Genomic DNA, 26693 nt, shown 5'->3' on the forward strand with positions numbered 1-26693 from the left:
ATATTCTAGAAGACTATAAAATATAGAATTAGCCATAAAAAATTAGTAAGATGACTGATGCTAAAACAATCACTATTGGAGATATAATGACAAAATCTGTGATTTCTGTAGATTCAGCATTGACAATTAATGAAACTGCAAAGATGATGGAAGATGGAAAAGTTGGAGCAGTTATTGTAATGGAAAATAATGTTCCTGTAGGAATTGTTACAGACAGAGACTTTTCAGTCAAAGTTGCAGCCCACGCATATCAAATTACAGAACCAGTGAAGCAAATCATGTCATCTCCATTATTTTCAGTCAACTCTGATGAACCAGTAAGAATTGCAGCAGATTTGATGCATGAAAGGAAGATTAGAAAATTACCAGTAATCGATGATGGGAAAGTAGTAGGAATAATTACTGCAACTGACATTGTTAGCTTATTAGCAGTATCAGTTGAAGAAGATATGAGGGACATGTATTTTCATTCAGTAGCAAAAATTTATTCAAATTATAGTCCATATAATTAAAAATCATGGTACTACCAATTATTGTTCTAATAGCAATACCTGTATTTCTTGGAATTGTATACATGCCTCCATTTGATATGCCAGTAGAGGAAGAACCTAAAGAAATCCCAGAGGAACCTGATGTGAGTGTTTTGTATTATATTTTAATGGGAATCTGGACATTGTATTTGATTAAAATTCTTCTTCAAGTGAAAAGAAGAACATTCAGAGTAACACAAAGGTACTAAAATGAATACTGCACCTTATTGGAGAAAAAGTGTTTGTTCTGATTGTAAAAGAATGAAATGCCAAAAAGGATGTCTTTGTGATTGTCATCTATTAAGAGACAGAGCAGATTAAATTCAGATTTGAGGAGTAGATTTATTTTCGATGTATAACGACTAGAAACATTGGCAATTCTACCTATCGATAATGGTCGTTACGGCACAAAAGAAATGATGGATATTTTCAGTGAGCAAAAGAAAGTAGACTATCAATTAGAAATCGAAGGAGCTGCTGCCATTTCCCAAAGCGAGATAGGAATGATATCAAAAAGCATAGGTAAAGAAATTCACAGAGCAGCAATGTCAGGAAAAATTACTGCAAAAAGAATCAAGCAGTTGGAGGCAAAAAGTGATCACGATACTGCAGCATTAGTAGAATCACTCAGTGAGAAATGTAGTAAAAATGCAAGACCTTGGATTCACTATGGTCTTACAAGTAACGATTTAGTTGATACTAGTAATTCAATGCAGATGAGAGATGCATTACAAATTATCGAACCCAAAGTTGCAAAGATGGCATCAATTCTTGCAAAAAAAGCAGTAAAGCATGCAAAGATTCCAGCAGTGGGTAGAACACATGGTCAGCATGCAAGCATCATTTCATTTGGATTAAAGTTTGCAAATTGGGCTGCAGAGATGGCAAAACACGTGGAACGAATTGAGGAAATTAAGAAGAGAATTTTGATTTGCAAGACATTAGGTGTTGTTGGTACAGGATCACTAATGGGTGCAAAATCACTTGAAGTGCAAAGAAGAGCTGCAAAGCGATTAAAATTATTCCCAGCTGAAGTTACAACACAAGTTGTCCCCAGAGAAAGATATGCAGAATATGTCTTTGAATTGGCATTAATTGGTGCCACTTTAGAAAAAATTGCAATAGAAATTAGAAATTTGCAGAGAACCGAAATTGGTGAAGTTGCAGAGCAATTCAAGAAAGGTCAGATGGGAAGCAGTGCTGTTCCGGTAAAAAGAAATCCAATAAAGAGTGAACGTGTATCATCATTATCAAAATTAGTTAGAAGTCAAGTTGCAGTTGCATTTGAAAACATTCCATTATGGCATGAACGAGATCTTTCAAACTCAGCAAATGAGAGATTTGTAATCCCAACAGTATCCATCCTAGTTGACGAGATGTTAGAAACTATGACTAGAATTGTTTCTAACTTGATGGTAAATGAAAAAAGAATTGTAGATAATCTATACATCACAAAAGGCCAAATCTTTGCAGAATTTGTTTTAGAAGCCCTAATCAAAAAAGGAATTCCAAGATTTGTTGCATATAGAGATGTTCAGAGAGTTGCATTTGAGGCAAATGACAAGGGAATGTTCTACAAAGATGCAATCAAAAAGGACAAAGCATTTTCTTCAAAACTTACTGACAAAGAAATCGATGCAATATTTTCACCAGAAAAACACCTTGGTGCATCACCTGCAATCATTAGCAATGTAGAGAAATCAGTCAAGAAAACAATTCAGAAATTTATCTAGTTTTAAGTAAAGATTTGTGAATTTTAGTTCCGTATTGCAATGCCTTTTTTCGTTTAGTGTAAGAAAGTTCTGGTACACCGACTTCGCTGGCTAGTTTTCGTATAATGTGCTTGCGGTATAGATCATCTGAATCGTGAATTTTTTCATACATAGGAACAGTATTTGCATATTCAATGAATTTTGGGGATAGTAATGGCTGGAATATTTTTACTCCAAATTCAGATGCAACTAGATTGACTGCTTTCATCATTTTTAGTTCGTTATCTAATTTAGCAGCCATTACTTCGTTGATTTTTGATTCTCCTCCAGAGAATGCTTCTCTGTATGCATTGTAACCACAAAACAATTCATCTATTCCATTTGCAGTAATTACAGTATCAAGATCTAAAGAGTTTGCAAGTTTTGAAACATAATGAAAAGCAATACAATTTTCATTCCAAGATAGATTCTCAGTATTTATTATTTGATTAATTTTTGTAGAAATCGATGGAAAAGTATCTGGATCAATTTCTAGAACATGATGAGGATATTTTAGAAATTCATTGACATGCTTTGCGAATAAAATATCATGCGATTCTGAAAATCCAATTGTAAGTAATGTGACATCAAAATTCATGTCTGAGCAAATTTTTGAAATTAACGTGCTATCAACTCCACCCGAAAAAGCAATTCCAATTTTCTTTACTTTAACAGTTTCAGAAATAGAATTCTTGATATTATCGAGTAATTTTTTGTTCATTTCATCCATTATTGATCACACTACATATTCCATAAAAGGTAATGAATCAATCTTTTAATTTAACATTAAATGTAATACAGCATGATACGATTATCCCAACTAGACATCGAGGAAGAACTAAAGAATCTCCCAGGATGGAGTGTTGTTAAAGAAAAACTGCACAAGGAATTTGAATTTGCTAGTTTCAATGAGGCATTTGGTTTTATGACCAGAGCAGCTATGGAAATTGAAAAAATGAATCATCATCCAGAGTGGTTTAACGTATACAATAGAATCACAGTGGAATTGACTACTCATGATGCTGGAGGTATCACAAAAAATGATGTCAATCTAGCCAAAATTCTAAATTCTTTAGCATAGTAATTTTGAAGAATTTCAGGCACGTTCATTACAGAATTTATATTATATCCATAGTCAGTTGACTTCACATGGCTTCAAGTCCTACAATTTTAGATTCAGATTTTAGATATATCGATAAAAAGGGGAATTTACTCAAAACGAGAACAGAATTAACAGTAGCTCAAATGCTTACATTTCTTGATCAGGATTACGAATACAATCACAAGGTCACCCTAAAGAACGGAACTGAAGTGATAGTTGATTTCAAAACAGAAAAAGGATTGATCGAAGTTATTGATACTGATGAAGATATTGAAAAATACAAACAGGTCAAAGAAGACTTTCCTGAAAACAAGATTATGGCAATCGGACATGCAAAATATGTTGCACAGATCAAAGAGTTGCAAGACATTGTCTTTTATGATAAAACACCACAAACAGGATCCATATTTTTAGAAGATGCATCATTCTCATTTGATTATGCACATATACTTCCATTAGTTGAAAAATGCTCAATCTTACATGGACATACATCTTCTGTAATGGTAGAGTTGGTGGGACAAATGAAAGATAATCTTCTTTTAGATTTTGGAGAAGCCAAAAAAATTATCAAAGAGGTGGTAAATGTATTTGATCATAAATTCTTCATCAATAGAAAGTATTTGCAAAAAGAAGATGATTCACATTATCAAATTCAATTTGAAGGGCCTAAAGGTATGTTTGACTTGCAAGTTCCCAAAAACACCACATATCTTTTAGAGGGAGAAGCTACAGTTGAGAATCTTTCAAGTGAAATTATCAAATTACTAGTACCAAAAATGCCATCAAATGTAGAGGCAGTGGGTGTTTACATCTATGAAGGTTACAATAAAGGATCTCATATTATTTCAAACATAGAAAGATAGCTAGAAAATGGAACCTAAAATATCAGAAAAAGCATGGAACCCAGAGTTAGAGAAGAAAATTCTTCAACAATGGGAGGAAGAAAAGATTTACGACTTTACACCACAAGATGACAACTATACCATAGATACTCCTCCACCATATCCTTCAGGCAGACCTTGGCACATAGGTGCTGCAGCGCATTATTCGCAGATTGATATGATTGCACGTACTGCAAGAATGGCAGGAAAAAATGTCTATTTTCCAATAGGAATAGACAGGAATGGACTTCCTGTAGAACTGTACACTGAAAAAAAACACAAAATCAGAATGAGGGAAACAGAAAGGGGTGAATTTCTCAATCTATGTAGAGATGCACTAGATGATTTAGAAGCTGAAATGCTTCTCATCATGAAGAGTTTGGGGATCAGTGGTGATTTTGCAAACTATTACAGAACAGACTCAAAAGAATACAGAGCACTTACACAATCAACATTTATCGAGTTATGGAAAAAAGGACAAGTGTATCTAGCAAACAGACCTAACAATTACGATTGGGTATCAGGTACAACAATTGCTGATGCAGAAATAATGTATGAAGACTTGGCTACAAAACTAGTTTACATGAAATTCAAGATCAAAGATACCGACCAAGAGATAATCATTGCAAGTACAAGACCGGAATTGCTTTGTGCATGCAGGACAATCATTGTGAATCCAGATGATGAGAGATATTCACAATACATTGGAAAAAAAATAATCGTTCCAATAACTAATGCTGAAGTAGAATTAAGAACACATCATTCTGCTCAACAAGAATTTGGTTCAGGTGCCGTTATGGTATGTAGTTATGGTGATCAAAACGATGTGGCATTATTTAGAGAATTAGAGTTAGAGGAGATCGTAGCAATTGGATTGGATGGACGAATGACAGAAGTTGCAGGAGAATATACAGGATTAAAACCAAAGCAAGCAAGAACCAAAATCATAGAAGATTTAGAGACAAAAGGATTATTGGATAAAGTTGAAGACATTGTCCATAGAACCCCAGTATCAGAGAGAAGTAAAACTCCAATTGAAATCATTCCAATGGAAGAATATTATCTAAAACAAAAAGATGCAGTTGAAAAAATCAAAAAACTAGGCCAAGAAATTACATTCCACCCACCAATGCACAAACAAATTCTCATGAATTGGCTTGAATCCATCAACATTGACTGGCCAATATCTAGAAGAAGATACTATGGTACTGAAATTCCTATCTGGTATTGCAAAAGCTGCTCAGAGCCCCATGTTCCAGAGCCTGGAAAGTATTACAGACCTTGGGAAGAAAAATGCCCAATCAGTAATTGTACTAAATGTGATTCCACTGAATTTGTAGGAGAAGAGCGAACGTTTGACACATGGATGGATTCCAGCGTATCTCCACTTTTCATTAGCAAATTTAACAGAGATGATGAGTTTTTCAAAAAAGTATACCCTGCATCAATTAGACCTCAGGCAAAAGATATTGTCAGAACATGGTTGTACTATACACTTCTTAGATGTGAGCAGTTGACTGGGGAAAAACCATGGTCTGAAGCTTGGGTTATGGGATATGGTCTAGATGAGAAAGGAATGAAGATGAGTAAGAGTAAAGGAAATGCAATAGATCCTTTACCAGTAATTGAAAAATTAGGTGCAGACACTTTTAGATTTTGGAGTGCAAGTGAAATTAATCATGGATATGATTTTAGATGTAATGAGCAAAAAATTGAATCAACAAAAAAATTTCTCAGTAAATTATGGAATGTGTCAAGATTTTTGTCTAGTTTCCCGATAATTAAATCAGGAAAACTTTCAGCATCTGACAAATGGATTTTAGCAGAATTAGACAATCTAGTAAAAGAATGCAAGAAAGGATATGAAGTATACAACTTTTTCATTCCAGCAATTGCAATTAGGGAATTTACATGGAATGTGTTTGCTGCACACTATATTGAAATGGTTAAAGCACGAGCATATGGGATTGAGTTTTCTGACGAAGAAAGAGATGGTGCAATTTTTACACTACACAAAACATTGTCAACTATTTTGAAATTACTAGCACCGATTACACCATTTATCACAGAACACCTTTGGAAAGAATTGTACTCAAAGGATAGTATTCATAAAGAAAAACAAGTTATGCCTGAAAATATAGAGGATCAGAGCGAAATAACAAAAGAAATTGCAGAATTTAATTCCAAAGTATGGAATGAGAAAAAGTCTCAGAATTTATCATTAAAAGATTCAATCAAAATAGAAATCCCTGAATCTCTAGAACCATTCAAAAAAGATTTGAAATCAATGCATAATTTAGAATAAATTTTTCAAAAATCAGGAGGCAATGGTTCAACTCCACGGGAATTCAGATACCATTTTGGGGATAAAATTTGGTTCAGAGTTGTTATAGTAGATTATGTCTAGTGCTCAATTTAATTATCAATTAGCACTAGACATAATTTAATCAATTCTTTAAATTTCAAAAACACAAAATATTTTTGATGATGTTCAAAAAGGTGTACAAAATTTTTCGGAAAATAAGTAAAGTCGATGGATTTGTTATTGCAACGTTTAGTGCATTGTTTGTATCTATTGCATTTATCATATTTTTTGCAAACATATAATCAAATTTAATTTAAGAAATCAAACCTTCAAAAGGAATTGCTGTTTTAATTAAGCCCAAATTTTGATATAGATAGACATGAGTTATCTATAATCAATTTTGGGTTTGTTAGCACTAGAAATTTAAAATCTTTTTTTATAAATAATAAAAAACCATACACATCATAATGAGTACTATAATTCAAGATATAATTCAAAACCAAATGCAAAATTTGTGCGATAAAATACTTGATTTACAACACGTTAGATTTGCAGGTTTAATTAGTGATAATGGAAATTTGTATGCTGGAGGATTCAAGAAAAACACTGCTCCAATGGTAAGTGAGAAAAATAGACAAATGATGTATATGCGATTTGCACTAGAATCTAGTTTTAGAAAGGATTTTGATGATTCATTTGGTGCATTTAGATGCTCTACAATTCAAAGAGAGAAGATATCCATCATAACAATCAATATTTGCAATTATATTCTTCTTGTATTCACAGAACCAAGAATTGATCTTCAAACAAAGGTTAAAGAAATTCAAAATATAATAGATGATGATAAAAGAAATTTTTTGAATAATTTATTTGAAAAAAATGACATGTAAAACAAGAATTATCAAAACAAAAAAATAAGAAAAATTGAGTCTACATAGATTCATTTACCAAATTGGAGATGAAAATGGACGCAGATGAGCCTAAATACAAAATTTAAAAAAATAAAAAAATCCAACTGAAGTTGGAGTTAGTTCATTCGTACAATATCGATTTTAACTACAGGATTACTCCAAGCATGAACATTTCTTTGTAGATCTTTACCACCCATAATTCCTGGATGTGGAATCACTACCCCATCTTCTGAAATTGCAGGGTTACTTGCACCTGTTCCTTCATCATCAGAAGTGATACCGATTGCACCCTGACATGGTGGAACAATATCTACAAAGTCTTCTGTGTTCATTTCAGTTCTTGCATCAAATGCTGATGCATAAACGGTTTTTTGCTTGTAGAATGGGAGCTTTACTAAATCAATTCCAGCAAAACCATCATTTGTACAAACTAACATACTTGCAAAGGACAGATATCTCATTTTACCTTGAGCAGATACAGTGAATGTTTCAGAGTATCCTAATCCTGTATCACCAGGATCATTTGCAGGAACTAAAGGAGTAGTTCCTTGAACAATATCCAAAACACCCATTTTTCCTTGTAACATCTCAACTAGAGGTTCAGCATTTCCATTTTCTGCTAATTGCTGAAGCTCATCAGATGCCATTTCACCTGGAGCAAAAAATCCTGCTTCAGCTGAATGAGTTACTAAGAGTGGAGGTGTGATTGGTTGTCCAGGTGTAAGATTAGTTATTGTAACTTCATACATCTGTGACTTTGCTGCGTCAGATTCAGGAATTCCAACACTTGCAATAGTAATCATTGTTACTATTGCAGTCATTGCCAAAATTCCTGTTGTTTTTGATTTCATTAAACAAGTAATTTGAAAAAATCACCTTAAGCATTTATCCACTTTAGACCCCAATCTTTTTAGAATTATCTTCTAGTTATCCAAACAAGTACAGATAATCCAATAGTCTGAATTATATTAATTGCAAACAAATAATGTGAAACCATATCAGCTGACATCATCAATGCCTTATCATCCATGTAGAGAGTAGACCAGAATAACACAATCACAATATTTTGAATCATCAACAAGGCTGCAACCAAAACTAATCCTGATGTATAGTAAGATCTAATCACTCTCATGTTTTGAACATAGGTTGTAATTGTGACTAGTAGCAATGCAATGTTGAGAAATGCAGATACAACTGCAGCTAGCATAAAATCTATCATGATATATCACTCCAAAAATTTCTTAATCTACTTTGTTCCAATTTTTTGCATAATCTCCTCTAACGCACTTTGATTTTCTTTCATAATTTGTGTTAATTGATATTCTGCTCCATAGTCTTTTTCTGCTTTTACAACTAGATTATTTTTTGAAAGAATTTTTACATGATGTAATATTGTTTTGTAATCCAAATTCATCACGGTTGCAATCTTATTTGCATTCATGGGGGTAGTTTTAATCAAATTAAGGATTTTTGCTCTGTTTATGCCTCCTCTTGTGCCTGCAATGATAAACCAAAGTATCATTTTGAATCTAGGATCTGGTCCTGATTGTCCACCATCCGATCCTGAAAATGAAAATAATCCTCGTGGAAAAATTTCTGAAAATGAAAAAACTGGAACAACTGTTGTAAGCAATAATTGCTCATGATAGATATTAGATATAAAAAATTGCTTTTGAGGATTACTAAGTTGATAATTGTGCACTGCCAAACAAAACACCAAATGCTTTACACCAGATCAAAACTTTATCATATTTAGTCAAATCAGCATCATCTGGGATTTCATAATTTTGATTACCTTTGTTTGCTTTTAGTTCACCTAGATTGATGAATTCTGAGGCCCTATCATCTGTTGCCAGATATACAAACAAATCAGGGCCGTTAGTAGATTCAAAATTCTCTAGTCTTAGTACATTACTTCCATCCTCAAGTGGAATTGTGTATACATCGCCTTGTGCATCATGGATTCCATCTCCAACTCCAATAAATGTTCCAGAATAAGACATTGGGATTGTTTATCATCCATCATTGGTTGAACGATAATTCCTACAGGTAATTCCTCATCTATAGTAGATTCGGTAAAGTAGGGAGAGATTGCAAATGCAGATGTAACACCAACTATTGCTATTGCAATAATGGCTATCATTGATTTGTTCATTGATATTATCAGATATTTTTGATATAAAGCACATTTTCCACTTTTGACCCCAATCTTTAGGAACAAAAATGGGTCCACGGGGATTCAGATACTGTTTTAGGGATGAAAATGGACGCAGATAGGCGTGAATTTAGATTATCTAAACAAAATACTATTGAAAAAATCAGTTATTGAAAATACGACTTGATCAAATGTATGAATCAAGAAATTATTATGGAATTTTTCATCTGCAAAAATATGTGAATGTGATTCTATAAGATCTATAGTTGCATGAGGATGACCATCTGCAACAAAATTAAACAAATGTTCACATGTACCACCTTGGCATTTTTATTTCACAGTAACGAGTATTCAATGGGTAGTAATCAACTAGTAAAAACATCCATGTGTAAATACTGATGTTGGAACCAGAACATAGAGTTATCATGAGATAACTACTTGGTTTTGATTACTATCTGTATTTACATAAAATTTCTAAACTCTTTGTTTTTCAAACTATTTTTGAAGAAAAATCAAACAAACGTTTGAAATTTTCATAATACGCTCTTGTATTAGTATGACATAGTTGTATCATGGTATATTCTAATGCATTGTATTTTGCATCACAGTTTGACAAATTGACTGAAGAAATACTCTTCACTTTTAGTGAAAAGCAGAAATCGCAAAAAAATATTAATTTAGATAAACTCAGATTAGACAAAATTTTGTTTACCCTGCGTAAAAAAGGGGATTTGAAAGAATTTGACTAGGACATTTCGGAGAAGGGATATAAAATTTCCAACAAGGGATGGAGACAGTAATCCCGTATGTAGAGATCCAAAATGCAAGGATTGCAACTAAAGGATGGATATTGGAGTAATTCTAAAAATTAGAAATCGTGCCTAAAAATTATTTTGGATTAAAATGTTGATTTTAACCATAAAATGTTCTGAATCAGAGACGAACATTACAACATGCATGAAAAATACAATTTTGGTTTAAATTATAACTTTATTCAAAAACAGTGAAAAGAATTAACAAATATTCAATATTTTTTAAATGACTTTTTATTCCAGGATTACATTATTAGTGTAGGTAGTAGTCAAGTAATGCCAAACATCACATGATTGAAAGGTGTTGTGATGAATTGTTGTCAATGGATAACAATGTGGTTTTGATTACTATCTAACATTTTTCAATTTAAGAATTACCAGTAAAATAACAATCCTTATTGAACTAAAAAGATTTTGAGTTTTTTGCTAAAATCAAAAGATTGCATTTTAATTTATTTTTCATCGTTCTGTGAAATTACAATATTTTCTCAAGTAAAATCTAAGACTTCTCCCTTCTCTAGTCTTTCCTTAAATTTTTCTTTGAATTTTTTTCTAGCTATTTCCTCATCATTTTCTTGTATTTTCTTCAACACGTTACCTTATGGTAATTATCAAATTTATTGTAGCTAGCTAGAATTCTTAAAACATGTTAAAAATTAATTAAATTTTTAAACAACTTGTTAGAAGGTGAAACACCGCGATTTGATTACTTAGATTGATAGTAACGCCTAGTATTACATAATATACTATCATCTCAGGTTCTGTTATAGATGGTTTAAAATTATCAATAAACTAAATTGTCATATAATGAATTTTTTTAAATTTTTTCCATAATCTTTACAATTATTAAGAAATTCATGAATTAAGGTTATTTTTAGGCTAGTGTTTTAAGAATTAATGAGAAATTTTGACAATTTTTATTCAGACAGTTATTTGAAATTTATTCAATTGGACGAATAAAAAATTATGAATTACACAAAACTTTGTTCATTAGTTTCAGGTTTAGAACCTGCTATTAGAGGGGTTTTTGTTTATCATTTTAGTGGGGAATTGTTAGCAGGAGGTATGTTAGAGGATGTTAAGTCATATCTACCCAATGAAGAAATTACAAAATCTATTCGCAACACTATCTCACGCTGGAAATCCCGTGAATCTCTTTATCCTTTTTTAGGTACTGGAAAATACTCTATCACTGAATATGAGAAAATAAAAAGAATCACGTTTCTTTTAGAAACACATGTTATTCTTGTTATAAGTATGGAGGTTGAAGTTGATCATGATCTTGTAATTAAAAAAGTACTTCAATTAATTAAGCAAAAAATATGAAATTACTGATTTTTTATATTGAAATTAAACATATGTTCATTATTTTTACAATATAATTTTTATTCCATATTAATACACAATATCTAGTAGTAATCAACTGAATGAAAACGTGGATACGCCAAGAATTATCAACGTGCAAGAGTTATGACCTTGTGTAAGTTTTCAGAAGATTACTACATCATAATTTATACATATAAAATATTATTTGTGATGATGACTATAATCAATTATGGGTGAAGAATCATCTAAAGAAATTGATGAAATTATGTTTGAGACGAATTATAAAATTATGACAATTGTAGATGAAATGAGGTTGTTCAAATTCTCAAAAATGGATGAGGGGGAAAAGCAGACCAAATATGATGCATTAAGAAAAGAATTTGAAAAAACTATGTACTTAGAAGAAGAAAAAGTCAAAAAAATCATGGAAGGTTTTCCTTAAATTTCAATATAGAAACTAGACACAAGATATATCAAAAACAAGAAATTTGTTTGATGAAATTCTAAAAAATGAATAAATTTTTACTTCTACTGTATTCTACTTTATTGGTAACAAAGTCATAATTACATCACATTGAATATTTACGATACAAAATCTCTTGTATGCTCTATTTGTAAAGAGGTGATTGGAGAGGTAGATTATGATGCGGAGATCATTCGTCCAAAATGTGGCCAGTGTTCAAATCCTACTCCTCATGTCAAAGATAAAATGCCTTATTTGGTCCCTCATTAGAAATTGTCTGATAGTAATGTATATGAAAATAGTTATAATTGTTTAATTTTTTATATATAATCTTAATATTTTTAAATATTTAATAGAGTTTTACTTAAATATTTTTTTGACATTTTTTGACTGTGGAAACTGCATATGTTTTAGTTAATTGCAAATTAGGTTCTGAGGAGAGTATTCTTGATTCTTTAAAATACTTGGAATCAGTCAAAGAAGTACAGGGAACATTTGGAGTATATGACATTATAGCAAAGATAGAAAATTCAGATAAAGACAAACTTCGAGAAACTGTCACTTGGGGAATACGCAAACTTGAAAATGTACGATCTACGCTTACACTAATGGGAATTGAAGGTCAAAATTAGGAGAACGTATGGACAAAGCATATGTTCTAATTGTTAATGAATCTGGAAAAGAAGATTCTGTAATATCTAATCTAAAAAATATCCCTAGCATAACAAATGCTTTTGGCACGTTTGGCTCATATGATATTTTGACAAAGCTAGAATCATCAAGTGAACAAAATATTCAAAATGATATTTCAAAAGGAATTAGAAAAATTTCAAACATAAGGGCAACACTCACATTATTGGTAGATAAAAACCCAGGAATAATAAAAACGAATGAAATTGAACGAGAAGTGTTAGACACTTACATGGCTCAAGCTTTTGTTACAATTCATTGTTTAAGATCATATGAATCAAAAATATTAGAATCACTAGAAAACATACCTGAGATAATAGAAGCTGACAGATTAATTGGAAATTATGAGATAATCTGTAAGATTGCAGCTCCTACGTATAATGAAATCTCTGAAATTATTAGCAAAAAGATTAGAAAGATACCTGGAATTAAATCTACAATTACAATGAACATAGTAAACAATCAAGGATTTAGCAGGCAGTCGTTTCTAAGTTAAATGATACTTTAGATTATTTACTGTTTTTTTGATTATTTCAGCCATTTTTTCATACATCTCCATGGTCTCCTTATCTACAAAAAGATCTTTTTGGAGTTTCCACTTTGATTGAATAATAATTTTTGAATTTGTCATAATTGTGTTTGACTCATGTCTTGGTTCATATCTGGAAACAGTGATTATTCTTTCTCCAAGCAAACATTTAATCATCAATTGTCTTAATCTTTTGTTCTGATCTAGGGGTTCAACTACATTGTCTCGCACTAAGCCTGGAGGTAATGTTGTGAGTTTTGGATAACCATTCCACATAAAATCCTCGATTTCTGAATGAAAAAGTCCTTTTTTAATAGTAGAAATTGTTCCTATATCAAATGGACCTATATGAATAGAATCTGCAAATGCTAGAAAAAAATTCATTTTCCACCAAGAATGTTTATGAATGCCCATTCCAACATGACTACCTACAGCAAAATCACAGTTTGCGTATTCTTGTTTTTTGATAATCTGAATATAATCAATAGGTGAATTTTCTAGTTTTAATGCCCCAACATTCCCAATACCATCTTTACCACCTAAAAGAGAGATATCTAAATAATCCGATTCAAAATCTAATTCTTTTTCAGATATTGTAGATTTTATTCCATATTTCATCAGATGGGTTTGAATCTTCTCTAATATCGGATCATAAGATAGTAATTGTTTCATTGTATATAATTACAAATAGATGATTATAAGGTATATTGCTATTTAACATTACATTTGTATGTAAAATATTAATATTCTTAAATATTTGTACAATTAATTTGTAATATGGAAATTGATGATAAAGATCTTCAAATTCTAAAACATCTTCTAGTTGATGCAAGACAATCTGCAAGACAACTCTCTCAAAGATTAGATGTATCTACAGTTACAATGATTTCCAGAATAAAAAAACTCGAAGAAAAAAAAATAATCAAAGGATATTCTGCTCGTCTTGATCATGATTTGTTAGGATATGACATCACTGCAATAATTGAAATTAAAACTAGTCAAGGAAAAATGTTGGAAGTTGAAGATATTATTGCAAAAGAGGACAATGTGATTTCTGTGTACGATATAACAGGAGATGCAGATACTTTGGTGATTGCAAAATTCAAAAATAGAAAGAATCTGAGTAATTTTGTAAAAAAATTATCAGCTATACCAAATATTGAAAATACTGTAACTCATATTGTACTAAATACGATAAAAGAAGACAGTAGATTAATCTGAGATTGATCATATAGATATGTACAAGTTCATCTTGCCAATCTTTCTTTGTTGATAATTTCACCTGAACGATTATCTACTTCCATTGCAATTTCCAAGTAATCATTACTTACAATAACACTAGTAATGTTTGGAGTATTTAGGGAGACTATTGACTTTAATTCAAAATTATTAAAACCGTCTTTATCTAATTCTTCTTTAATGATATCTAGTATTTTTTCATCATCAAATAATTTTGTTTTATCTTTTGATGCTCTTATTCCAAGTCCAATTAAAATTAGAATCAAAAGCAAACCAAATCCTACTTGAAACCAAAAAAGTATTGACATAGTCCACCAATTTCAATTATCTTAAATCGCTCCATTTAATTGGCTTTAAATTACATCTACAATTCTCTCTTTTGCCACATTTAGGACAATTACAATCACATAACAATAATGATGCATTACAACTAATGCATTTTGTATATTCTGCAAAATCTTCCTTCATCTCAACGTCGTATTGCAACATTATGAAAATTAAATGTTAAATTATTTTACTTAAAATTTATTCAAAATGGAATAATTTTTCTTTAAATTTTTCAACCTCCTGTTGCAGCATCAAACAATGCACATTCACAATCATCACGTTTTCCACAATAAGGACACTTACAATGACAATGTGGTAAGGGGTTATGACATGCATGGCAATCAGTATAATCATCAAATTCTTGAATGGATGTTTTTTGAGTCATAATGTTTTATCACCCTAATTTTTCATTCCTGTTGGTGTAAATGTAGTTTTGAGAGAAGGCAAACTTTTGATTTTACATGGAATGTCTTCTTGAAGAACATCAAGATAATTATTTGTCTCTTCTATAATGATTTCAAGAGATCCATGTACTTTTACGGATTTGATATTTTGTAATGAATGTAAAATATCATCTTCTTTTCCTAAATTACAATTAATTAATACATATGCTTTTTCCATAATCGTTGTTAAATTAAATCATATTTTAATTCGGTCAAAAAATTCTTTAAATATTTTTGAAAATTGAAAAATAATTTTATGAATTTACATTAAATTTTTGCCATACTTTTGTATGATTTTGTTTAAATAATCTTATGTCTGTGACAAAATCTGAAAAATATCATAAACTTTATGAAACGATTCAAAATCTTGATTCAAAAATTAGATTTGTAACTATAATTGATTATTCGGGTCGATTGCTATTTGGGGGTCAAAGAGAAGGTGTAACAGACTATCTAAAACCAGATTTACAAAAAGAATCTCTAAGACATGCCATGGACGCATGGAAACTTCGAAATAAATTTTCTGATTTTATTGGAAGAGGAAAATATGCAATTGCAGAATATGAAAAGCTAAAAAGAATTACCATCCCGTTAGAGCAAGATAAGTTGATTTACATTACATGTGAACCTCAAACTAATCATGATATGTTAATTAAATCGATTCTTAAATTAATTGAATAGACATTTTATTACAAAGAAATAGGATTAGTCAGAAAATATTGTCCTAATTTTTGCTTGATTTTTGTTAGAATATTAAAAATTTAATCTTCATCATCGTAATCTTCTTCAGGCTCATCATCTAAATCATTATCTTCCTTTTCTGAGGATTGTTCTTCTAAGGGTTTTTTCTGTTCAGGTATTACATCAGGTTCTATTTCACGCAAGTCTGACTTTACATCCTCAGATTCAGTTGGAATAAGAGTCAGTGTAGAATTAACATCATCTAGTTTTCGGATTTGATCAGAAATAATATTTTCAAGTTGGGATTTATCATCAGATTCTATTCTTGCTACAATATCATAAACACCATATGTTCCTTGAACATCAACTACATTTTTCATTTCCCTTAATTGCTTGAGAATAGAGGGTTCTTTACCAGGTTCACAATTAATTAAAACAAAAGCCTTGTCCATGATAATAATAAAGCATTATCAAATTTCTTCTTTGTGGTTAAACAGCAATTAATCTAAAATCATATAATCACGTACATGGAAAATTCACTGTGGTAACAGGCATACAGTTAATGGAAAAAGTTTTGTTTAAAATAGCAAAACAATGGATAGCAGGAAATTCCATAGATGATGCTCTAGTATCAGCAAAAGAAGCATACCAATTAGGACGATATGCAATTATCAATAAACTTGGAGAATATCATACTTCAAAAAAACAGATTTCATCAACAATAGATGAATATCAAAAAATCATAAACTCATTTAGAAAATGGAAGGTGCGTGGAGCAATATCAGTCAAACCAACACAGATAGGTCTTTCAATTAGTCAGAAAGAATGTTATCGCAATTTTGAGAAAATCATACAAAAGGCTCGTGATGCTCATGTCTTTGTTTGGTTGGACATGGAATCTTCTGAGCATACAGATGAGACAATAGAGATTTACAATACGTACTTTACAAAATATGAAAGGCTTGGAATTGCTCTGCAAGCAAATCTCAAGAGAACAGAAGATGATCTGATTAACTTGTTACAAATCGGTGCAAAGATACGTCTGGTGAAAGGCGCTTACAGAGAAAAGGCAAGTGTATCTTTCAAATCGAAAGAAGATGTGGATAAAAATTACATAAAACTTATGAGAACACTGTTCAAGAACGGTAATGAGTTTGCAATAGCATCACATGATGGAAAAATCATACAAAAGGCAGAAAACCTATCAAAAAAATATCCCAAAAAATTTGAATTTCAGATGCTAAAAGGAATAAGAGAAGAGCTAAAGCCAGAATTGATTAAAAAGAAGTTTGTTGTTTCAGATTACATCCCTTATGGCGCAAATTGGTTGCCATATTCAGTTCGACGAATCAAGGAAAGAAAAAGAAACATTTTATTGCTCGGGAGTTCGTGGATTCAATCACAACGAGTCTGAGTCTGACTGTGCATGAACTGTTGCAAATAGTTTTCACCACCTGCCCCTTTTCCAGTGGAGCCTGAATGTTTCCATCCAACAAAGGGCTGACTAGAAACTAATGCTGCAGTTGTTGCACTTGCAAAACGATTAGCATACACAACGCCTGCTTGAATTTTTGAAAAGAATTCTTCTAACTGTTTATCATCATTACTGAAAATTCCTGCAGTCAGTCCATATTCTGTCTTGTTTGCAAGTTTTATGGCATCATCAAAGGTATCATATCTTTGAATGCACAAAAAGGGCAAAAACAATTCTTCTTTGACAAGTTTGTGATCATCTGGTAATTTTGTAACTATTGTGGGTTCAACAAAATAACCATTCTCAAATTCTGAAGAAGACAGAACATTTCCTCCTGTAAGAACCTCTCCATCTTGTTTTGCAAGAGTTACGGCATTCTCAAATTTTGTTTTTGCACCCTTGTTAATTACAGGACCCAAGAATACATCCTGTTTCCAAGGCATTCCAATTCGTAGTTTCTTTGTCTTCTCAACAATCTTTGAAATGAATTGATCCGCAACATCATTTTGAACATAAACTCTAGAGCATGCACTGCATTTTTGTCCAGCAAATCCAAATGCCGCATTCATTATTCCATCAGTAGCTTTGTTCAAATCAGCATGCTTAGTAACAATCGCGGGATTTTTTCCGCCCATTTCAGAGATGAAAGGTTTTGCAGTCTCTTTTGTAAATTCTTGAAATCCTTTCATGCCAACCTCATAAGATCCAGTGAATGCTATACCATCAACGTCTTTGCTTTCAATGATGGTTTTTCCAACTGTTCCTCCAGAACCTGTAACAAAATTAATCGCACCATTGGGAATTTCAGAATAAATAATTTTTGCAAACTGAAATGAAGACAGTGGGGCATCACTTGCAGGTTTTAGAACAGCGGTATTTCCTGTAATTAGTGCTGCAGTAGTCATTCCTATCGCAATTGCAGAAGGAAAGTTAAATGGGGCAATTATTCCCCACACACCAAAAGGCTTCATTATAGTTTGAGTTTTCTCATAAGGGTTTGGATGAGTGGTTTGCTTGCAGAACCCTTGGTTTTTTTCTAGTTGTAGTGCATAAAATCGCATAAAGTCTATTGTTTCATCAATATCACCCATGGCTTCAAGGCGATTTTTTCCATTCTCAAATGTCATTAATGCGGACAAAAAGAATTTTTGTTTGGAAAACACATCAGCACAATTCCTGAAAATTTCAACTCTTTTTTGGTATGTAGTGCTACTCCACTTTTCAAATGAGTTTTTTGCACTAGATATGGCATTTTCGGTGTCATGAATAGATGTTTTTGGAAATTTTGCCACAACAATTCTAGTATCAGAAGGAGATCTTACTGTAAAGCAATCATCATAATAGATTTCTTGTCCATTAATGATTATAGGATATTTTTTGCCAAGTTCATCTCGGACTTTGTCAATTGCCTTGTCAAAATTTTCTTGGAATTTTTCAGTAGAATTACTTGCAACAGCCTTACCCCAAGTGTATTCATTTTGAAATTCAGACAAGTTATGTTTCTCCTGACGAATAAAGAGCCTCAGAGATTATTCGAGAAGCCAAGTGAGATGTCCTATCTTTTACATCAAAACTAGGACAAACTTCCATCATATCCATACCTACAATACCTTTCTTTACTATCTCTTTTAACAGATAGACGGCATCTGTACTGTTCAAACCCACAGGTACAGGAACAGAAACACCAGGAGCAAATGCTGGATCAATGCAATCCATATCAAATGAAATGTACACTTTATCACCTAATCTGCTTGTAACAGAGTTTGCCACTTGTTTGATTCCTTGTTCTCTTATGTCAAAAGGCGTAATCACTTTTAGATCGAATTTTTTAATATTGTCCAATTCCTCTTGTTCAGGGGCTCTAATTCCTATTTGAACACTAGAGGAAATTTCAATATTTGAAAGAATATCATTGACTACTGAGCCATAATAGTTTGTAGTAGAACTTACAAAGTCAGGATGAGCATCAAAATATACCAAAGAAATTTTCCCGTATCTTTTTGTTATTGTATTAATTATTTGTCGGGTAATAGAATGATCACCTCCAATCGAGATTGGGATTTTTGAAGATGCAGATATTTCATCATAGGTATTTTCAATCTGTTCTCGGTTTATGTTTCCCATATCATAGATTTTTTTTTCTGAGCCTTGAAAAGGACGACCAAGAGAGATTCGTCCACCATGTTCAAAAGAATCACGGAGATTAGAGATTTGTCTAATTTTAGATGGAGCTTCTTCTGTTCCTTTTCTTAATGCATGGGATTGGGATTCATCAGGAACGCCAATGACTACAAATTTAGACTCTTCAAAATTATCGGTATTTGCCCAACATATTTTTTCCATCATCTCTGTTAGCAAATTATAGAATTTGTGCTTTTAGTATAAGAGAATATTCCTAACAAGTGCAATCATCATCTTTCTTAGGATTACAAATTTCACAGTCTAACAAACACTTGTCTTCAGGGCAATAACCACAAAATTGCTTCTTTTTAGACTCCAATACTTTGCTTATTCCCTCAAATTAGAAAAGGATTTTCCAGATTTAGGCCATCAAAGGATCTTTGGCAAATTAAATTTAGGCATAAATCTTGGTAATAGAAATCCCAAATTTTAATGAGATAATCAGGAATAGGATTTTTGAAAAACGAATGAAATAAAAAACGAGGCCTATCGGAAAACATATCGAATTTATGATGCTGCCATCATTTCTCGTGTTTTCCTTTTGTTCTATCTGGCTGCATCCTCAAAGTCTTTTCTCCGATTCTACAGATATGATAGTTCCTCGTCGTTATTATTACACAAAAATAAGATTTAAGTATTTTTGATATTATTATAATATTTATTCATAATTTTATATTAAATTTATACAAATGTAAGTGGTATAGGGAATCCAGTTTATTATTTAATTTAGTAAACACTAAACGAAGACAAAATAATGGCACAGTATCTTATTGTCGTGTTACATGTCAATGCATGCAGCAAGGCAGAGTAAAGAACAACTCAAAAAACTATCTTCTAAACCCACATATCAATTTTAACGAAATTACCTTGTAGTGTTCAGATGGAGATTGCGATGATGAAATAAAACAAAATTAGATTTAATACATAAAGTTCAAAACATGGCACATGGGAACATAATTTATTTTAGTTAAAACAAGATCTACGTTATTTAATTCAGAATATTCAAACACTTTCAAAAGAATTAAAATTTCAAGTTATTTAATTTGTTAATTTTTGCTGCAAAAATTGTCAGTTCCTGTATGATTTATTGAAAATTCCATCATGCTCAAAATACACATGCATGTATTGTGATAGCCAACATTTTATCAAAAAAACTAATTCATTAAAATAAAATAAATCATAATTTTGTACTTGTTTGCGTCCATTTCTATCCCCAAAATGGGTGGACGTCATCATTAGATTCCACATCATCTAAGCTGTAGAGGTTACTTTAACAGCTCTATCTCTTTTACAAATAGCACAATACTCTTCTTTTGAATGACTGTTAATCGGAGTCAAACAATCACAACAATATTTCATGATTATAGGAATTGAACTGATTATATTAAGAATTTTCAAGATTACACATTTGATATAAACTGCAATTTCCGCTTTAAAATCTAGATTTCAGGAATTCAAGAATATGGGAGTTTGGAATCTAATCTTTATTTTTTTCATTGTATTTTTGTATTTCATCTAATGGTATAGTGATTGTTCTATCTGAGCCTTTACAATAATTTTTTCCTTTGAAATGTTTATGGATTTTAACTTTAGCCATCAAAATACTATCTATTCCATAGTTTCCATGATGATCTGTAATTTCCTGACTAACAATATGACAAGTTTTAGAAACATTACACCATTTACATATAATTTTCATTTTTTTATCATCAGTCACAAAGTTTCTAGTCTTAGATGGGAGTATTTGAGATTTGAATCTTATGAGTGCAAAACAGATGTAAAATGGAATTGTTACATGTTAATTAACTAGAACAGCCCTAGTATTGTATGGTACTTGCATCAAATACACTTACAGAATTATTAAATGAGATTGGAGATGAGCTTACCAATCAAATATCTTTAGCAAAAAATGCAGATGCGGTTATAGATACAAGAAAACTTTTTCATCAGTCAACTACACTAAATGATCTAATTATGACATCTGATCTATCTAATGAAAACAAATTGATGCTGCAGAAGTTCTCTGCCACTCTAGTACAAGATGATCCAGGGGTCAAAAGCTTAAGATATGAAAAACGAGATCTTGAAAGAGTACTTTCTAACTTAAGTGGAATCTAAAATATCATTATTCAATATTCTTAAGGAATTAGTAAAGGCTTGAATTTTTGTGTTAATTTTTGGTGGCTTTAACCAAATTAACAAAATATTTGTGAATTGCTAAATCCTCAGTCAGTTCTGGGTGAAAAGAAGTTCCAATTATGTTACCTTTTTTGATTGCAACGATCTTCTCGTTAAATTTTGCAAGAACTTCAATGTCATTTGAAGCAGTAGTTATTGTTGGTGCACGAATAAAGACGCCATTATAGTTAGAAATCCCAATAGAGTCCATTGAGATATTAGCTTCAAAGGATTCACGTTGTCTTCCAAAAGAGTTTCTCTCAAGATCAACATCTAGAAAACCAAATAGGGGTTGCTCGGTTTTGCCTATAACTTTGTCACTGGCATTGTTTGCAAGTAATACCATTCCTGCACATATTCCTAAAACAGGCATTCCTGATTCGACTTTTTGTTTAATTTCTTTCAAAGAGCCATTTACTAGAGATAATTGTCCAATAGTTGTGCTTTCTCCTCCAGGAATAATCAAACCATCTAGTTGGGAGATTTCTTCAGGAGTTTTTACAATATTTACAGTTGCATCTTGATTTAATTCAGTTACAGAATTCTCTAAAGAAGATACGTTTTCAGCAACATCGCCTTGAATAGCTAAAACACCTAGTTTTAGAGTCATGCAGAACCTCCACGATCTTGCATGCGTAATTCAAGAGTGTTTACATCTAATCCTATCATGGATTGTCTTTCATCAATCATTTTTTGTGCCTCTTTGACTTTATCAGATTCATTCCAAAAAGTAGTAGCTAAAACTATTGCACGTGCTCTTTCTCTTGCATCATCAGAATTAAAAATTCCAGAGCCGACAAATATTCCATCACACCCAAGTGACATAAGATATGCTGCATCAGCAGGGGTTGCTATTCCACCTGCAGCAAAATTTACAACTGGCAATCTTCCGAGTTTTGCAGTTTGTTCAACAATATCATAAGATACTTTGAATTCTCTTGCCATTCTAACTAAATCTTGATTGTCACCAGAATCATAAATTGATTTTATTGTTCTTAGTTCATCATTTACTTTTTTGATATGTTTGATTGCTTCAGCAACATTACCAGTTCCAGGTTCTCCTTTAGTTCTAATCATCGAAGCACCTTCTTCAATTCTTCTCAAAGCTTCAGCCAATGATCTTGCACCATTAACAACAGGTGTTGTAAAATCCCATTTCCAAATATGACGAAGTTCATCAGCAGGTGTTAAAACTTCAGATTCGTCAATCATATCAACATCGGTTTCTTGCAAAACTAGTGCTTCATTGACATGACCAATTCTACACTTTGCCATGACGGGGATGGTAACAGAATCCATTATGTCTTCAATAATTCTAATACTTGCAGTTCGTGCAACCCCACCGGCTTTTCTTACCTCAGATGGAAGCTTGTCTAATACCATAACAGAAACTGCACCAGCTTCTTCGGCTATTTGTGCTTGCTCCACAGTTGTAACATCCATTACAACTCCATTTTTTAGCATATGAGCAAAACCTCGTTTAACAGTAGAAGAACCACGTAAAGTATCAACGGAGTTTATTTTATCAAAAATAATTCCTTTAGCATCTTTTCGTTCACCAGATAATGGTAACATGTCCTAATTTTTCCTAGAGACTATTTGTATCTATTCACTAAATTCAGACATAATCTGATCTAGTTCAGATTCTACCATGGTGATTATCGGAGGGATAAAACCCTCAGTGACATTTTGTTGTGGCCAATGGATTTGATTGACTTTTCCATTAAGAGTCACTTTAACATTTGATTTTTGATATTCAGTTACATTCTCCATAACTGGAAAAGATTCAGAAGGAATTGAGATAAAACCGGTTTCTTTAATCAAAGCTTTGATCTTGTTTAGCTTTGCTTCATCTAATTGTGAGCGAACATCAGGTTTTAGATATCCGTTTTCAGTTACTGAATATTTTAATTCACCATCATTTTTGATGTAGAGAATTTCAGTTTTTTGTGCTCCAGTTCTTTCTGTGACACCGTAAGAGATTTTCTTTAACTGATGTTTAGTGTATTCAATTTCAATATTATCAGTATAGTTTGAAGCTGATGTAGGAATTTCATTTTTTAACAATAATGGAGTGACAAGTAGAAGAGCTACAATTACAGGAATAGCACCTAGTACCAAGTAAACTGGTCTTACCATTTTACTGCAAATACTGCCGTTTTGCAAATAAATCTTAGTAATAGTTAAAATTCAAGCAGAATATTTCGATTCTTGTGGGTCTGTAGTCTAGCCTGGTAGGACGATGGTCTCCAAAACCATCGGTCGTCGGTTCAAATCCGTCTGGGCCCACCATTATTTTATTATCTATTTCTCAAAACATTAAGAGCAGAACCAGCTTTGAACCACTCTATCTGAGCTTGATTGTAAGAGTGATTTAACATGATTTCTTCTTTGTTTCCATCATTGTGAGTAATGATGCATTTGACTTGTTTACCAGGTTGTAAGTTATTCAAGTCAACTAGACTGATTCTATCATCTTCTAGGATTTTTTCATAATCATCAGGATTGTTAAATGTCAATGCCAACAGACCTTGTTTTTTCAAATTGGTTTCATGAATTCTTGCAAGACTCTTTGTAATCACTGCAGCACATCCCAAGAATCGGGGAGTCATTGCTGCATGTTCTCTGCTGCTTCCTTCACCGTAATTGTTATCACCAATGATTACCCATCTCATCTGTTTTTCTTTGTACTGTCTTGCAATTTTTGAAAATGATTCAAGTTTATTGTTTAGAACGTTTTTGCCTTTTCCAACTTCATCATTAAATGCATTAACTGCACCAAGCAACATATTATCACTGAGATTATCCAAGTGTCCACGAAGAGACAACCATGCACCAGCAGGAGAGATATGATCAGTTGTACATTTTCCTTTGGCTTTCACCATAATTGGAAGTTCTTCAAAGTCATTTCCATCCCATTTTGTGAACGGTTCTAGTTTTTGCAATCGTTTACTGTTAGGATCAATAATTACTTCAACATCGTCAGAGTTTTCTGGCGGTGCAACAAAGATTCCTTCAGGTCTTACGAATCCCTCTTTAGGAACTTCAGGAGCAGGTTTTGGAGGTTCTAATTTGAATTTTGTTCCATCAGCTGCAGTTAGTTCGTCAACTAGTGGATTAAAGGAAAGTTTTCCGCCCAAAGAAAGTGCAATAATCATTTCAGGACTACCAATGAAGTTCAATGTATTTCGGTGTCCGTCATTTCTTCCAGGGAAATTTCTGTTAAAGGTTGTAACAATGGTATTTTTTTCATCATTATTTAGTTCAGGTCTGTTCCATTGACCAATACAAGGACCACATGCATTTGCTAATACAGTTGCACCAATGTCTTTTAGAGAATCCATCTGTCCATCACGTTCGATTGTTCCTCTAATTTGCTCAGAGCCAGGAGTAACTAGTAATGGGATTTTTGCTTTGATTCCTTTTTGTTTTGCTTGTTCAGCTAAACTTGCAGCTCTTGACATGTCTTCATAAGATGAGTTTGTACAACTTCCAATTAGTGCAACAGAGATTGGATCAACATAATCATTTGATTTTACATCATCAGATAATTCAGAAATGGAACGTGCCAAGTCAGGAGTGTGAGGCCCTACAATGTGTGGCTCTAATGTTGAAAGATTAATTTCAATTACTTTATCAAAGAATTTTTCAGGGTTTGATTCAACTTCAGGATCAGCTACAAGTGATTCTTTGTTTTGGTTTGCAAGCTCTGCAATGTCACCTCTGTTTGTATATTTGAGATAAGTTTCCATTCTTTCATCATATGGGAAAATAGAACATGTTGCACCAATCTCAGCACCCATGTTAGTGATTGTGGCTTTACCAGTACAGCTAATTGATTTTGTTCCAGGTCCAAAGTATTCAACAATAGAATTAGTTCCACCTGAAACTGTTAGTTTTTCTGCAACTTTTAGGATAATGTCTTTAGGTGCAGTCCAACCATTTAGTTCGCCAGTTAGTTTTACACCGATTCTTTTTGGATATAGTAATTCCCAAGGCATACCAGCCATTGTTTCTGCTGCATCTAATCCACCTACACCGATTGCAACCATTCCAAGGCCACCTGCATTTGGAGTGTGGGAATCAGTTCCAATCATCAGTCCACCAGGAAATGCATAATTCTCAAGAACAACCTGGTGGATAATTCCTGCTCCTGGTTTCCAGAAACCACAACCATACTTTGCAGCAGCTGATTGCAAAAATTTGAAAACTTCGCTGTTTTCATCAAGAGATACTTTCATGTCAATGTCACCTTGAACTTCAGCTCGAATCAAATGATCACAGTGAACAGTTGTTGGCAAAGCTGCTTGTTTGAGTCCTGCTTGCATGAACTGCAACATTACCATTTGTCCTGTTACGTCTTGTAATGCGACTCTATCGGGTTTTAGAAAAACATAATCTTTTCCGCCAGTATAATTTTTGTCATCGATTTCGTTGAAATGCCCAGATAGGATTTTTTCAGTAAGTGTTAGCGGTCTTCCAGTAACATTTCTGAATTTTGCAATATTTTCTTTTAATTTAGCATAAACACCAGAAACAAGTTCTGGAGTAGAATCAATATTCATATTATGCAAAAAATGTATCCCGAATTTAATATTTACAATTTAAAAATCAAGTAAATTGTTTCAATAGGCATGTAAATTCTTAACAATTATAAGCCAAAAGCCGCTTTTTAATACAGTGTTAGTCGGTAGATTTTCTATAGTGAGGTATAA

34 protein-coding genes and 1 tRNA gene are annotated in these 26693 nt (G+C 32.3%); 17 read left to right on the forward strand and 18 right to left on the reverse strand.

All coding sequences use genetic code 11. The features are described from left to right. The first annotated feature begins 50 nt into the window (after positions 1–50). From NSED_RS08040 to purB, 3 genes are all read left to right on the forward strand, one after another. On the forward strand, positions 51–512 hold the full coding sequence (locus tag NSED_RS08040) for a CBS domain-containing protein (RefSeq protein ID WP_014965764.1): 462 nt from the start codon (positions 51–53) through the stop codon (positions 510–512). Positions 513–517: 5 nt separating this feature from the next. Then, the gene (locus tag NSED_RS08045; protein WP_014965765.1) at positions 518–739 is read left to right on the forward strand and encodes a hypothetical protein; all 222 of its coding nucleotides are present in this window, start codon (positions 518–520) and stop codon (positions 737–739) included. 162 nt (positions 740–901) lie between these two features. Further along, a complete protein-coding gene (purB, locus tag NSED_RS08050) occupies positions 902–2263 on the forward strand; it encodes an adenylosuccinate lyase (RefSeq protein WP_014965766.1) in 1362 nt (453 codons plus the stop codon). On the opposite strand, the gene NSED_RS08055 is transcribed toward purB, so the two are convergent. After that, positions 2256–3011 (reverse strand): asparagine synthase C-terminal domain-containing protein, encoded by a 756-nt coding sequence (locus tag NSED_RS08055; protein WP_014965767.1) that lies wholly within the window; start codon positions 3009–3011, stop codon positions 2256–2258. The two genes, purB and NSED_RS08055, sit on opposite strands and share 8 nt — an antisense overlap. Positions 3012–3083: 72 nt before the next feature. On the opposite strand from NSED_RS08055, the gene NSED_RS08060 reads away from it, so the two are divergent. From NSED_RS08060 to NSED_RS08075, 4 genes are all read left to right on the forward strand, one after another. Beyond that, a complete protein-coding gene (locus NSED_RS08060; protein WP_014965768.1) occupies positions 3084–3362 on the forward strand; it encodes a 4a-hydroxytetrahydrobiopterin dehydratase in 279 nt (92 codons plus the stop codon). Between the two features lie 68 nt (positions 3363–3430). Next, positions 3431–4246, forward strand: a complete 816-nt coding sequence (locus NSED_RS08065; RefSeq protein WP_014965769.1) for a 6-pyruvoyl trahydropterin synthase family protein — start codon at positions 3431–3433, stop codon at positions 4244–4246. Between the two features lie 7 nt (positions 4247–4253). Continuing rightward, complete coding sequence (locus NSED_RS08070) at positions 4254–6569, forward strand: valine--tRNA ligase (protein WP_014965770.1); 2316 nt, start codon at positions 4254–4256, stop codon at positions 6567–6569. Between the two features lie 467 nt (positions 6570–7036). Continuing rightward, positions 7037–7459 (forward strand): DUF6659 family protein, encoded by a 423-nt coding sequence (locus tag NSED_RS08075; protein ID WP_232212358.1) that lies wholly within the window; start codon positions 7037–7039, stop codon positions 7457–7459. A 137-nt stretch (positions 7460–7596) separates the two neighbouring features. Here NSED_RS08075 and NSED_RS08080 read toward each other — a convergent pair whose 3' ends face one another. The 5 genes from NSED_RS08080 to NSED_RS10805 form a co-directional block, all read right to left on the reverse strand. Beyond that, on the reverse strand, positions 7597–8331 hold the full coding sequence (locus NSED_RS08080) for a spondin domain-containing protein (protein WP_014965772.1): 735 nt from the start codon (positions 8329–8331) through the stop codon (positions 7597–7599). 65 nt (positions 8332–8396) lie between these two features. Beyond that, positions 8397–8699: a DUF8036 family membrane protein gene (locus NSED_RS08085; protein WP_014965773.1), complete on the reverse strand. Its 303-nt coding sequence runs from the start codon at positions 8697–8699 to the stop codon at positions 8397–8399. A 27-nt stretch (positions 8700–8726) separates the two neighbouring features. Beyond that, entirely contained in the window at positions 8727–9113 is a 387-nt protein-coding gene (locus NSED_RS08090) for a winged helix-turn-helix domain-containing protein (protein ID WP_014965774.1), read from the reverse strand. A gap of 49 nt (positions 9114–9162) precedes the next feature. Further along, positions 9163–9483: a DM13 domain-containing protein gene (locus NSED_RS08095; RefSeq protein ID WP_014965775.1), complete on the reverse strand. Its 321-nt coding sequence runs from the start codon at positions 9481–9483 to the stop codon at positions 9163–9165. Beyond that, positions 9384–9701: a hypothetical protein gene (locus tag NSED_RS10805; protein WP_237737686.1), complete on the reverse strand. Its 318-nt coding sequence runs from the start codon at positions 9699–9701 to the stop codon at positions 9384–9386. The genes NSED_RS08095 and NSED_RS10805 overlap by 100 nt, the downstream gene beginning before the upstream one ends. 1712 nt (positions 9702–11413) lie before the next feature. Between NSED_RS10805 and NSED_RS08100 the strand changes: the two genes are divergently transcribed. The 5 genes from NSED_RS08100 to NSED_RS08115 all read left to right on the forward strand — a co-directional run bounded on the left by NSED_RS08100 (position 11414) and on the right by NSED_RS08115 (position 13422). Further along, a complete protein-coding gene (locus NSED_RS08100) occupies positions 11414–11773 on the forward strand; it encodes a DUF6659 family protein (protein ID WP_014965777.1) in 360 nt (119 codons plus the stop codon). 229 nt (positions 11774–12002) lie between these two features. Continuing rightward, on the forward strand, positions 12003–12215 hold the full coding sequence (locus NSED_RS08105; protein WP_014965778.1) for a hypothetical protein: 213 nt from the start codon (positions 12003–12005) through the stop codon (positions 12213–12215). 132 nt (positions 12216–12347) lie between these two features. Further along, the gene (locus NSED_RS10605) at positions 12348–12506 is read left to right on the forward strand and encodes a hypothetical protein (RefSeq protein ID WP_016940203.1); all 159 of its coding nucleotides are present in this window, start codon (positions 12348–12350) and stop codon (positions 12504–12506) included. A 122-nt stretch (positions 12507–12628) separates the two neighbouring features. Continuing rightward, entirely contained in the window at positions 12629–12868 is a 240-nt protein-coding gene (locus NSED_RS08110; protein WP_016940202.1) for an Lrp/AsnC ligand binding domain-containing protein, read from the forward strand. Positions 12869–12876: 8 nt separating this feature from the next. Continuing rightward, positions 12877–13422, forward strand: a complete 546-nt coding sequence (locus tag NSED_RS08115) for an Lrp/AsnC ligand binding domain-containing protein (RefSeq protein ID WP_014965780.1) — start codon at positions 12877–12879, stop codon at positions 13420–13422. Here NSED_RS08115 and NSED_RS08120 read toward each other — a convergent pair. Beyond that, positions 13414–14127: a hypothetical protein gene (locus tag NSED_RS08120; RefSeq protein ID WP_016940201.1), complete on the reverse strand. Its 714-nt coding sequence runs from the start codon at positions 14125–14127 to the stop codon at positions 13414–13416. The two genes, NSED_RS08115 and NSED_RS08120, sit on opposite strands and share 9 nt — an antisense overlap. 105 nt (positions 14128–14232) lie before the next feature. Between NSED_RS08120 and NSED_RS08125 the strand changes: the two genes are divergently transcribed. Next, positions 14233–14676 carry an Lrp/AsnC family transcriptional regulator gene (locus NSED_RS08125; RefSeq protein WP_014965782.1) on the forward strand — a complete coding sequence of 148 codons (444 nt, stop codon included), beginning with the start codon at positions 14233–14235 and terminating at the stop codon, positions 14674–14676. A gap of 26 nt (positions 14677–14702) precedes the next feature. Here the strand turns inward: NSED_RS08125 and NSED_RS08130 are convergent, their stop codons facing one another. The 3 genes from NSED_RS08130 to NSED_RS08135 all read right to left on the reverse strand — a co-directional run bounded on the left by NSED_RS08130 (position 14703) and on the right by NSED_RS08135 (position 15642). Further along, entirely contained in the window at positions 14703–15002 is a 300-nt protein-coding gene (locus tag NSED_RS08130) for a hypothetical protein (RefSeq protein WP_014965783.1), read from the reverse strand. Positions 15003–15253: 251 nt separating this feature from the next. Then, the gene (locus tag NSED_RS10610; RefSeq protein ID WP_016940200.1) at positions 15254–15406 is read right to left on the reverse strand and encodes a hypothetical protein; all 153 of its coding nucleotides are present in this window, start codon (positions 15404–15406) and stop codon (positions 15254–15256) included. A 14-nt stretch (positions 15407–15420) separates the two neighbouring features. After that, positions 15421–15642, reverse strand: coding sequence for a hypothetical protein (locus NSED_RS08135; RefSeq protein WP_014965784.1), 222 nt, complete (start codon positions 15640–15642; stop codon positions 15421–15423). Between the two features lie 134 nt (positions 15643–15776). On the opposite strand from NSED_RS08135, the gene NSED_RS08140 reads away from it, so the two are divergent. Then, positions 15777–16145 (forward strand): DUF6659 family protein, encoded by a 369-nt coding sequence (locus NSED_RS08140; RefSeq protein WP_014965785.1) that lies wholly within the window; start codon positions 15777–15779, stop codon positions 16143–16145. An 80-nt stretch (positions 16146–16225) separates the two neighbouring features. On the opposite strand, the gene NSED_RS08145 is transcribed toward NSED_RS08140, so the two are convergent. Beyond that, entirely contained in the window at positions 16226–16597 is a 372-nt protein-coding gene (locus tag NSED_RS08145) for an Lrp/AsnC family transcriptional regulator (RefSeq protein ID WP_014965786.1), read from the reverse strand. Between the two features lie 89 nt (positions 16598–16686). Between NSED_RS08145 and NSED_RS08150 the strand changes: the two genes are divergently transcribed. Beyond that, positions 16687–17559, forward strand: coding sequence for a proline dehydrogenase family protein (locus NSED_RS08150; protein WP_232212356.1), 873 nt, complete (start codon positions 16687–16689; stop codon positions 17557–17559). Here the strand turns inward: NSED_RS08150 and NSED_RS08155 are convergent. The 3 genes from NSED_RS08155 to NSED_RS08165 form a co-directional block, all read right to left on the reverse strand. Next, the gene (locus tag NSED_RS08155; RefSeq protein WP_014965788.1) at positions 17541–19112 is read right to left on the reverse strand and encodes an aldehyde dehydrogenase family protein; all 1572 of its coding nucleotides are present in this window, start codon (positions 19110–19112) and stop codon (positions 17541–17543) included. The two genes, NSED_RS08150 and NSED_RS08155, sit on opposite strands and share 19 nt — an antisense overlap. 1 nt (position 19113) lies before the next feature. Beyond that, positions 19114–19962, reverse strand: a complete 849-nt coding sequence (locus NSED_RS08160) for an arginase family protein (protein ID WP_026090078.1) — start codon at positions 19960–19962, stop codon at positions 19114–19116. A 1315-nt stretch (positions 19963–21277) separates the two neighbouring features. Then, a complete protein-coding gene (locus tag NSED_RS08165) occupies positions 21278–21517 on the reverse strand; it encodes a hypothetical protein (protein ID WP_014965790.1) in 240 nt (79 codons plus the stop codon). Positions 21518–21627: 110 nt separating this feature from the next. Here NSED_RS08165 and NSED_RS08170 point away from each other — a divergent pair, with 110 nt between their 5' ends. After that, positions 21628–21918 (forward strand): hypothetical protein, encoded by a 291-nt coding sequence (locus tag NSED_RS08170; protein ID WP_014965791.1) that lies wholly within the window; start codon positions 21628–21630, stop codon positions 21916–21918. 52 nt (positions 21919–21970) lie between these two features. Here the strand turns inward: NSED_RS08170 and pdxT are convergent, their stop codons facing one another. Genes pdxT through NSED_RS08185 form a run of 3 tightly spaced genes read right to left on the reverse strand, consistent with a single transcriptional unit; the run spans position 21971 to position 24117 of the window. Further along, positions 21971–22588, reverse strand: a complete 618-nt coding sequence (gene pdxT, locus NSED_RS08175) for a pyridoxal 5'-phosphate synthase glutaminase subunit PdxT (RefSeq protein ID WP_014965792.1) — start codon at positions 22586–22588, stop codon at positions 21971–21973. After that, positions 22585–23553 carry a pyridoxal 5'-phosphate synthase lyase subunit PdxS gene (pdxS, locus tag NSED_RS08180; RefSeq protein WP_014965793.1) on the reverse strand — a complete coding sequence of 323 codons (969 nt, stop codon included), beginning with the start codon at positions 23551–23553 and terminating at the stop codon, positions 22585–22587. The genes pdxT and pdxS overlap by 4 nt, the downstream gene beginning before the upstream one ends. Before the next feature lie 30 nt (positions 23554–23583). Then, complete coding sequence (locus tag NSED_RS08185; protein ID WP_014965794.1) at positions 23584–24117, reverse strand: hypothetical protein; 534 nt, start codon at positions 24115–24117, stop codon at positions 23584–23586. A gap of 76 nt (positions 24118–24193) precedes the next feature. Between NSED_RS08185 and NSED_RS08190 the strand changes: the two genes are divergently transcribed. Further along, positions 24194–24270: transfer RNA gene (locus NSED_RS08190), tRNA-Trp, on the forward strand. An 8-nt stretch (positions 24271–24278) separates the two neighbouring features. Here the strand turns inward: NSED_RS08190 and NSED_RS08195 are convergent. After that, positions 24279–26543, reverse strand: coding sequence for an aconitate hydratase (locus tag NSED_RS08195; RefSeq protein ID WP_014965795.1), 2265 nt, complete (start codon positions 26541–26543; stop codon positions 24279–24281). Positions 26544–26693: the final 150 nt, after the last annotated feature.

It is taken from the genome of Candidatus Nitrosopumilus sediminis (assembly GCF_000299395.1).
Classification (GTDB): domain Archaea; phylum Thermoproteota; class Nitrososphaeria; order Nitrososphaerales; family Nitrosopumilaceae; genus Nitrosopumilus; species Nitrosopumilus sediminis.

Coding starts and splice junctions, on each gene's coding strand:
- NSED_RS08040 (WP_014965764.1), top strand. CDS start 51: ATGACTGATGCTAAAACAATCACTATTGGAGATATAATGACAAAATCT.
- NSED_RS08045 (WP_014965765.1), top strand. CDS start 518: ATGGTACTACCAATTATTGTTCTAATAGCAATACCTGTATTTCTTGGA.
- NSED_RS08055 (WP_014965767.1), bottom strand. CDS start 3,011: ATGGATGAAATGAACAAAAAATTACTCGATAATATCAAGAATTCTATT.
- NSED_RS08060 (WP_014965768.1), top strand. CDS start 3,084: ATGATACGATTATCCCAACTAGACATCGAGGAAGAACTAAAGAATCTC.
- NSED_RS08065 (WP_014965769.1), top strand. CDS start 3,431: ATGGCTTCAAGTCCTACAATTTTAGATTCAGATTTTAGATATATCGAT.
- NSED_RS08070 (WP_014965770.1), top strand. CDS start 4,254: ATGGAACCTAAAATATCAGAAAAAGCATGGAACCCAGAGTTAGAGAAG.
- NSED_RS08075 (WP_232212358.1), top strand. CDS start 7,037: ATGAGTACTATAATTCAAGATATAATTCAAAACCAAATGCAAAATTTG.
- NSED_RS08080 (WP_014965772.1), bottom strand. CDS start 8,331: ATGAAATCAAAAACAACAGGAATTTTGGCAATGACTGCAATAGTAACA.
- NSED_RS08085 (WP_014965773.1), bottom strand. CDS start 8,699: ATGATAGATTTTATGCTAGCTGCAGTTGTATCTGCATTTCTCAACATT.
- NSED_RS08095 (WP_014965775.1), bottom strand. CDS start 9,483: ATGTCTTATTCTGGAACATTTATTGGAGTTGGAGATGGAATCCATGAT.
- NSED_RS08100 (WP_014965777.1), top strand. CDS start 11,414: ATGAATTACACAAAACTTTGTTCATTAGTTTCAGGTTTAGAACCTGCT.
- NSED_RS08105 (WP_014965778.1), top strand. CDS start 12,003: ATGGGTGAAGAATCATCTAAAGAAATTGATGAAATTATGTTTGAGACG.
- NSED_RS08115 (WP_014965780.1), top strand. CDS start 12,877: ATGGACAAAGCATATGTTCTAATTGTTAATGAATCTGGAAAAGAAGAT.
- NSED_RS08120 (WP_016940201.1), bottom strand. CDS start 14,127: ATGAAACAATTACTATCTTATGATCCGATATTAGAGAAGATTCAAACC.
- NSED_RS08125 (WP_014965782.1), top strand. CDS start 14,233: ATGGAAATTGATGATAAAGATCTTCAAATTCTAAAACATCTTCTAGTT.
- NSED_RS08130 (WP_014965783.1), bottom strand. CDS start 15,002: ATGTCAATACTTTTTTGGTTTCAAGTAGGATTTGGTTTGCTTTTGATT.
- NSED_RS10610 (WP_016940200.1), bottom strand. CDS start 15,406: ATGACTCAAAAAACATCCATTCAAGAATTTGATGATTATACTGATTGC.
- NSED_RS08135 (WP_014965784.1), bottom strand. CDS start 15,642: ATGGAAAAAGCATATGTATTAATTAATTGTAATTTAGGAAAAGAAGAT.
- NSED_RS08140 (WP_014965785.1), top strand. CDS start 15,777: ATGTCTGTGACAAAATCTGAAAAATATCATAAACTTTATGAAACGATT.
- NSED_RS08145 (WP_014965786.1), bottom strand. CDS start 16,597: ATGGACAAGGCTTTTGTTTTAATTAATTGTGAACCTGGTAAAGAACCC.
- NSED_RS08160 (WP_026090078.1), bottom strand. CDS start 19,962: ATGGAAAAAATATGTTGGGCAAATACCGATAATTTTGAAGAGTCTAAA.
- NSED_RS08170 (WP_014965791.1), top strand. CDS start 21,628: ATGGTACTTGCATCAAATACACTTACAGAATTATTAAATGAGATTGGA.
- pdxT (WP_014965792.1), bottom strand. CDS start 22,588: ATGACTCTAAAACTAGGTGTTTTAGCTATTCAAGGCGATGTTGCTGAA.
- pdxS (WP_014965793.1), bottom strand. CDS start 23,553: ATGTTACCATTATCTGGTGAACGAAAAGATGCTAAAGGAATTATTTTT.
- NSED_RS08185 (WP_014965794.1), bottom strand. CDS start 24,117: ATGGTAAGACCAGTTTACTTGGTACTAGGTGCTATTCCTGTAATTGTA.
- NSED_RS08195 (WP_014965795.1), bottom strand. CDS start 26,543: ATGAATATTGATTCTACTCCAGAACTTGTTTCTGGTGTTTATGCTAAA.